Genomic DNA, 7,069 nt, shown 5'->3' on the forward strand with positions numbered 1-7,069 from the left:
CTGCGCTCCTCAGTTGGCGCTGTGCGTCGGGGGGTGGCCGCTGTCCCCGGGGGACAGCGCGACGATCCGGTCGACGGCCCTCGCGAGGACCTCCGGCGGCAGGAGTCCGGGGCCGCGGCTGCGGGCGAAGTCCGCGAAGGTCTCCGCGGTCGTGTACCTCGGCACAAAACCCAGGGTCTCGCGCATCTGGTCCGTCGCCACGACCCGGCCGTGAGTGAGCAATCGGATCTGCTCGGGTGAGAAGTCCGTCATGCCCAGAGTACGCACCAGCGAGCCCGTCCAGGTGACCGCGGGCAGCAGCAGCGGCACGGTGGGGCGGCCGAGCCGTCGCGCACACTGGGAGAGCAGCAGCACACCGTCCCCGGCGATGTTGAAGGTGCCGCTGTTGAGCGTGCCGCGGCGCGGCTCGTGCGAGGCGAGCCGCAGCACCTCGATCACGTCGTCCTCGTGCGCGAACTGCAGCCGCGGGTCGTAGCCGAACACCGTCGGCAGGAGCGGCAGCGAGAAGTACGAGGCGAGCGGCGCGTCCGCGGTCGGGCCGAGGATGTTGGCGAACCTGAGCACGCACACGGCGACGTCCGGCCGCCGCCGCGCGAAGCCCCGGACGTATCCCTCCACCTCGACCGCGTCCTTGGCGAAGCCGCCGCTGGGCAGGGACTTGGGCGGGGTGGTCTCGGTGAACACGGCCGGGTCACGGGGCGCGGACCCGTAGACGTTGGTGCTGGACTTCACCACCAGCCGCCGGACGCCCGGGGACTTCTGGCAGGCGCCGAGCAGCTGCATGGTCCCGATGACGTTGGTCTCCTTGACCGTGGCCCGGTTGCCGCTGCCGAGCGCGGTGCCCGAGACGTCCATGTGGACCACCGTGTCGGCGGAGGTCTCGGCGAGCACGCGCGCGATGCCGGGCTGCCGGATGTCCGCCTGGATGAACTCTGCACCGCCCAGATGGTGCTCGGGCGGGACCGCGTCCACGCCGACGACCCGGTCCACCTGCGGGTCACGCTGGATCCGCCGTACGAACCGGCCCGCCAGCTGACGGGCCACTCCGGTCACCAGCACGATCTGTCCCAAGATCAGCGCCTTCCTCTCCAGGACCCCGTATCCCGCCGCGTTCCCCGTCTGCGGCCAACCTATCGGGTCGATGTTGCGCTGTGATGACCGCCCGATGCGTGAAGTGACGATACGCGCGAACGTACGAACAGACCCGGCCGCCGAACGGGGACGGCCGACGGACCGGACCAGGGCGCCGGAGGGGCCGCGTCGCGGACGGGCCCCGACAAACGCGTGGCCCCCCACCGGATGCGGTGGGGGGCCACGGACACGCTCTCGCGATGTCGCGCTACCTCGTAGCGACTGGCGTCACTACTTCTTGTTGCGACGCTGGACGCGGGTGCGCTTGAGCAGCTTGCGGTGCTTCTTCTTGGCCATCCGCTTGCGCCGCTTCTTGATTACAGAGCCCACGACTACCCTCGCTCACTTCTCATCACTCGGTGTTTGGGCGCCATGGGCCCATACGACCTACGAGGGGCCAGCCTACCCGTCCGAGCGCTGAGGTCGTAATCGAGGTGACCGGGGGACCCGGGAAGTACTGGGTGCCGGATCCCGCCGGTTCGTCGTCAGGCGGTTTCCACCCCCACGTAACTCTCGCGAAGGTACTCGTGAACCGCTTGCTCGGGGACGCGGAAGGACCGCCCCACCCGGATCGCGGGCAGATGACCGCTGTGCACCAGCCGGTACACGGTCATCTTCGACACTCGCATCACCGAGGCGACCTCCGCCACGGTAAGGAACTGAACCTCGTTCAGAGGCCTCTCGCCAGCTGCAGCCATGACACACCTGAACCTTCCGCACTCGACGGCCACCGGCTTCCCCTTCCGGTGACTCTTCGTCGCTGCGTGCTCACTCCCCAATGTAGGGGCGTGTGATGCGAGTGGGGAAGAGGTGCACCCATCGGCGGCCTACTGTGACAGACGCGCTCGATTGAGTACGTAGCGGGTGAGCGGGCGGTAGTAAGCGGGCCGTACGGCGTCGTCGAGCGGAACGACGACGGACACGCGCCCCTCCGCCTCCCCCACGAACGGCGCCGGGTCGTCCGTGTCGGCCAGACCGATGGCCTCGAACCCCAGCTGACCTGCTCCGCAGACCCATCCATGGTCACCGATCACCAGCTCGGGCAGCGGACCGCCGGCGTCGGCGGCCGCGGCCAGGGCGAGCCGAACCGGCAGCGGCGAGTGCGTGTGCGCGCCGGGCTCACAACCGGGGCGTTCCGTCCCGGGCGGCCGGACCAGGGCGACTCCCCGTACGTAGGCGAGGTTGTGCGTGCGTAGACCGAACCGGGTCGTTATGTCGACACAGCGACCCTGCGCCGGGGTGAGGACGGTACATCCGGCCGCCGACAGGGCATCGGCCAAGGCGGCGTAGAAACCGAGCAGCCGATGGGGGTGGCCGGTGCCGAGCAGCACCGGCGCGCCGCGCCGGGCGGCCGCGGCGAGCCGCTCGGCGAAGGCCTCCAGGGCGGCGAGGGTCAGCTCCGGGTCGATCACGTCATGGCCGGAGATGTGATCCGGATCCGCCGAGACGCCGCACTTCTCGGCCATCAACGCGATCAAATCCCCCTGCGCCCAGGCGCGTTCGGGATCGATGCCGATCAGCGCGCGGGGATCGCGAGCCGCGAACAAGCGGTACCTCCGCAGGCTCTCCTCCCGTGAGGTGGCCACGGTCCCGGCCAGACGAGCCGCCACCAGATGGGCGCGCAGCGCCGCGGTGCTCAACACGCCAGCGATGGTGACGGACCACGGACACAGGCGTCACGGAAACAGGGGAACACCGCACAGTTGGCCTAAAGAACGTGCAGCCTGAAGAGCATTGAGCCTGAGCCGTGCCCCCCTGAAGAGCCTTGAACCTGAGCGGCCTTGAACCTGAGCGGCGTCGAGCCTGACGAACGTTGCAGCGCCCCGCCTACGCCAGCAGTCCCCGCAGCGGGAACACCGCCCGGCGGGTCGCCAGGACCGCCTGGTCCAGCCGGTCCGCCGGGTCGTACCCCGCCTCCCAGTCGCTCCAGGACACCGGCCAGCGCCCGTCCGTCATCCGCATCGGACCCAACTGCCGTGTCCTGGCGAACACTTCCTGCCGCCAGCTCTCCGGGATCACCGTCTCCGGCTCCACCGGCCGCCCGGCCGCGATGCCCACCAGGTGCGTCCAGGACCGCGGTACGACCTCCACCACCGCGTACCCGCCCCCGCCCAGCGCCACCCAGCGCCCGCCGGCGTGCTCGTGCGCCAGGTCGTGGCAGGCCACCTGTACCGCCCGCTGCGCGTCCAGCGACACCGCCAGGTGCGCCAGCGGGTCCTCGAAGTGCGTGTCGGCGCCGTGCTGCGTCACCAGGACCTGTGGGCGGAAGCCGGCGAGCAGCTCCGGCACCACCGCGTGGAAGGCCCGCAGCCACCCCGCGTCCCCCGTGCCGGCCGGCAGCGCCACGTTCACAGCCGAGCCCTCGGCGGACGGCGCCCCGGTCTCCTCCGGCCATCCGGTCTGCGGGAACAGCGTCCGGGGATGCTCGTGCAGCGAGATCGTCAGCACCCGGGGGTCCTCCCAGAACGCCGCCTGCACGCCGTCCCCGTGGTGCACGTCGACATCGACGTACGCGACCCGCTCCGCCCCCAGTTCGAGCAGGCGCGCGATCGCCAGCGCGGCGTCGTTGTAGACGCAGAACCCGGAGGCGCTGCCCGGCATGGCATGGTGCAGCCCGCCGGCGAAGTTCACCGCGTGCAGCGCCTCCCCGCGCCACACGGCCTCCGCGGCCCCCACCGACTGCCCCGCGATCAGCGCGGACACCTCGTGCATCCCGGCGAAGGCGGGGTCGTCCAGCGTACCGAGCCCGTACGACCCGTCGCAGGCCTGCGGGGCGGCCGACGCGGCCTTCACCGCCTCGATGTAGTCCTGCCGGTGGACGAGGCGCAGCGTCGACTCACCGGCCGGTTTGGCCGCGACGACCCGTGCCGCGCGGTCGAGCCCGAGGGCGTCGACCAGTTTCCGGGTCAGGGCCAGCCGGACCGGATCCATCGGATGGTCCGGGCCGAAGTCATAGCCCGTTACTGCCTCGTCCCACATCAGCTGTGCGCGGCCGCTCATGGTGGTCACCGTATCGGTCCGGTTGACGGGCGAACGAACGGGCGTACACCAACGTCACCAGCACCAACACCATCGGCACCAGCATGGCCCCGCGGTAGTTCCAGGCGTCGCCGAGCGCCCCCACCAAGGGCGAACCGACCAGGAAACCCACGTAGTTGAAGATGTTGAGCCGGGCGACGGCCGCGTCCGACGCCCCCGGGAACAGCCGGCCGGCGGCCGCGAAGGTCTGCGGCACGAGCACGCACAGTCCCAGGCCCACCAGGGTGAACCCCAGCATCCCCGCCCAGGCGCCGGGCGCCCCGGCGACTACCGCGAACCCCGCCGCCGCCACCAGCGCGCCCAGCCGTACGACGGCCACCGCCCCGAACCGCCGCACCCCGAAGTCCCCGATCGCCCGCCCGAGGAGCGTGGTGACCATGTAGACGTTGTACGGCACCGTCGCCAGCTGCTCCGAGCTGCCCAGCACGTCCTGGAGGTACTTCGCGCTCCAGTTGGAGACCGTCGAGTCGCCGATGTAAGCGAAGGTCATCACCAGACACAGCGGCAGCAGCAGCCGGAAGACGACGGACCCGCCGCCCGGGCTCCCGGCCCCGCCCCCCGTGTCCGGTACGGCGGTGCTGTCGCCGTCGACGTACCAGTGGCTCCCCACGAAGGCCGCCGGCACCAGCACCAGCACGACCGGCAGGTACGACACGACCAGTGCCAGATGCCAGTGCGCCCCCGCCCAGGCCAGCGAGGCGCCCACGATCCCGCCCAGGCTGTAGGCCGCGTGGAAGCCGAGCATGATGCTGCGGCCGTACGTCCGCTGCAGGCTCACCCCGAGCATGTTCATCGACGCGTCCAGCGCCCCCACGGCCAGCCCGAAGACCACGAGTGCGGCGGCCAGTTCGGCGACCTGGTCGCCGGCCCCGACACCGAGCAGGGCCAGCAGCACGACGGGCTGGGACCAGCGCAGCACCCGGCTGGGCCGGATCCGCTTCACCAGGTGCTCGGTCGTCACGCTGCCGACTCCGGCCAGGACCGGCACGGCCGCGAGGAAGGCGGGGAGCAGCGCGTCCGAGACGCCGTAGCGGTCCTGGATCGCGGGAATGCGCGTCACGAGAAGGGCGAAGGCGGCGCCCTGCGCGAAGAAGCTGAACGCCAACGAGGCCCTGCCGCGCCGCAGCACTTCTGTCATGGCGGCGAGCGTAGGGCCCCGGGCTACCTGTGGGTAGATCCGGCCAAAGATGAATTCGGCTCAGTTTTCTGGTTCGGTTCTCGGACCGTCCTGCGGCTGGGCCTCACTGGGCGGGCCGCATGGACGGAGGTCACTGGGCGGGCGTCACGGCCGGCACGGGGGCCGGCCGGGGCGCCGGGGGCGTGGGGCGAGCGGCGGGAGAGTCGGCTTCGGCGCCCATGGACGCGGCGGCCGTGGTCCCGGTCCTCGTCCCGGTCTCCGCCTCGGCGATCAGCATGCGGGCCATCGGACCGGCGGCCACCGCCCCGCTGACCAGGAAACCGAGGACCATCGCGGTCACCATCACGACCGAACCCAGCCAGACCATCGTGCCGACGGGCAGCGTGAAGGCGCCCACGACCCGCGCCACGCACTCGCCGAGCAGCACCACACCCCACACCAGCGAGAAGCGCCGTTCGGCCCGCCGGAACGCCTCGGACCCATCCCGCAGCCGGGCCCAGGCGGCCTCCCGGCTCGCCTGCCCCTTGATCAGCCACGGCTTCATGCCGACGGTCATCATCGGCTTGCCCAGCGCCACCGAGACCAGAATGCCGATCCCGATGGCGCTGCTCACCCCACTGTCCTTCGCGAGCATCAGCCGCGGGTCACCGGAGACGAAGGTGAGCAGGAGCCCGACGACGTTCACGAAGAGGATGAGCGCGGCCAGCCCGTTGACCTGCCGCTCCTTGACCGCGCCCCACACCGTCCGCAGGGCCGGCACCACGCTGCTCCAGCCGAGGGCCGCGAGCGTGCTCGTCCCGAACCCGTTCTTGAGCAGGTAGTAGCCCCCGATGGGCACCGCAACGTCGATGAGCAGCGGCGCGAGGTTCTTCAGCTTGCTCTGGCTCTTGCTCGTGTCCGTCGTCATGCCCCCAGCTTCGCGCCCGGTCCCCGCTCGGCGGTAGAAACGATCGTCCGGAGCTCCGCATGACAAATGTCAGTGCCGCACGACGGCCCGGGTCATATCAGCAGGTCCATCAACTCGTCGAAGCGGGAGAACAGTTGTGTGGCCCCCGTCAGCCGGTCCGCGGGCGTCATGGCGGTGAACCCGTAGACGTCCATCCCGGCGGCGACGGCGGCCCGCACGCCCAGTGGCGAGTCCTCGACCACCACGCACCGCCCCGGCGCGACTCCCATGCGCTCGGCCGCGTAGAGGAACAGGTCCGGCGCGGGCTTGCCCCGCCCGACGTCCTGCGAACTGAAGATCCGGTCCTCGTCGAACCACCGGTCGAGCCCCGTCGTCCGGTGCCCCACCCGGATCCGCTCATGACTCCCCGAGGACGCGACACAGTACGGCGTCCCGTCCGCCGTCAGCTTCTCCAGTACGTCGGCGACGCCGGCCACCGGCTTCAACTCCCGCTGGAACGCGGCGAAAACACGGGCGTGGAAGACGTCGTCGAAGTCGGCCGGCAGTGCCCTTCCCGTGCGCTCCAGGACGAGGTCGTGGATGCGGTGCATCGCCGATCCCATGTAGTCCCGGATGGAGTCCTCGTAGGAGGTGGGGTGACCCAGCTCGGTGAGTTGGGCGGCGAGCAGCCGGTTCGAGATCGGCTCGCTGTCGACGAGGACACCGTCGTTGTCGAAGATGACGAGGTCATAGCGCATGGCTCGACCTTAAACGACCCCGAACGCAGAAAACCCCGCACCGTGAGGTGCGGGGTTTTCCCAAAAATTGTTCGGCGGCGTCCTACTCTCCCACAGGGTCCCCCCTGCAGTACCATC

General features: G+C 70.8%; 8 protein-coding genes. All 8 read right to left on the reverse strand.

The annotated features are described in order from the left end of the window. Nucleotides 1-9: 9 nt before the first annotated feature. Nucleotides 10-1,071, reverse strand: a complete 1,062-nt coding sequence (locus ACIQ9G_RS14660) for an NAD-dependent epimerase/dehydratase family protein (RefSeq protein ID WP_403608785.1) — start codon at nt 1,069-1,071, stop codon at nt 10-12. Nucleotides 1,072-1,362: 291 nt separating this feature from the next. After that, the gene (locus ACIQ9G_RS14665) at nt 1,363-1,461 is read right to left on the reverse strand and encodes a 30S ribosomal protein bS22 (protein WP_003948845.1); all 99 of its coding nucleotides are present in this window, start codon (nt 1,459-1,461) and stop codon (nt 1,363-1,365) included. A 155-nt stretch (nt 1,462-1,616) separates the two neighbouring features. Next, the gene (locus ACIQ9G_RS14670) at nt 1,617-1,829 is read right to left on the reverse strand and encodes a helix-turn-helix domain-containing protein (protein ID WP_004984898.1); all 213 of its coding nucleotides are present in this window, start codon (nt 1,827-1,829) and stop codon (nt 1,617-1,619) included. Nucleotides 1,830-1,958: 129 nt separating this feature from the next. Further along, entirely contained in the window at nt 1,959-2,774 is an 816-nt protein-coding gene (locus ACIQ9G_RS14675) for a phosphatase (protein ID WP_403608786.1), read from the reverse strand. A gap of 184 nt (nt 2,775-2,958) precedes the next feature. Beyond that, nucleotides 2,959-4,131 carry an acetoin utilization protein AcuC gene (locus ACIQ9G_RS14680; protein ID WP_403608787.1) on the reverse strand — a complete coding sequence of 391 codons (1,173 nt, stop codon included), beginning with the start codon at nt 4,129-4,131 and terminating at the stop codon, nt 2,959-2,961. Continuing rightward, nucleotides 4,082-5,308, reverse strand: coding sequence for an MFS transporter (locus tag ACIQ9G_RS14685; protein WP_403608788.1), 1,227 nt, complete (start codon nt 5,306-5,308; stop codon nt 4,082-4,084). The genes ACIQ9G_RS14680 and ACIQ9G_RS14685 overlap by 50 nt, the downstream gene beginning before the upstream one ends. A 130-nt stretch (nt 5,309-5,438) precedes the next feature. Next, nucleotides 5,439-6,215: a VC0807 family protein gene (locus ACIQ9G_RS14690; protein WP_403608789.1), complete on the reverse strand. Its 777-nt coding sequence runs from the start codon at nt 6,213-6,215 to the stop codon at nt 5,439-5,441. A 92-nt stretch (nt 6,216-6,307) separates the two neighbouring features. Further along, the gene (locus ACIQ9G_RS14695; RefSeq protein WP_403608790.1) at nt 6,308-6,952 is read right to left on the reverse strand and encodes an HAD family hydrolase; all 645 of its coding nucleotides are present in this window, start codon (nt 6,950-6,952) and stop codon (nt 6,308-6,310) included. Nucleotides 6,953-7,069: the final 117 nt, after the last annotated feature.

The sequence above is a fragment of the Streptomyces sp. NPDC096152 genome, from assembly GCF_044763235.1.
Classification (GTDB): domain Bacteria; phylum Actinomycetota; class Actinomycetes; order Streptomycetales; family Streptomycetaceae; genus Streptomyces.

What these genes read in the sequence shown, in the direction of transcription:
- ACIQ9G_RS14670 (WP_004984898.1), bottom strand. Translation starts at nt 1,829, where the DNA reads ATGGCTGCAGCTGGCGAGAGGCCTCTGAACGAGGTTCAGTTCCTTACC.
- ACIQ9G_RS14680 (WP_403608787.1), bottom strand. Translation starts at nt 4,131, where the DNA reads ATGAGCGGCCGCGCACAGCTGATGTGGGACGAGGCAGTAACGGGCTAT.
- ACIQ9G_RS14685 (WP_403608788.1), bottom strand. Translation starts at nt 5,308, where the DNA reads ATGACAGAAGTGCTGCGGCGCGGCAGGGCCTCGTTGGCGTTCAGCTTC.
- ACIQ9G_RS14690 (WP_403608789.1), bottom strand. Translation starts at nt 6,215, where the DNA reads ATGACGACGGACACGAGCAAGAGCCAGAGCAAGCTGAAGAACCTCGCG.
- ACIQ9G_RS14695 (WP_403608790.1), bottom strand. Translation starts at nt 6,952, where the DNA reads ATGCGCTATGACCTCGTCATCTTCGACAACGACGGTGTCCTCGTCGAC.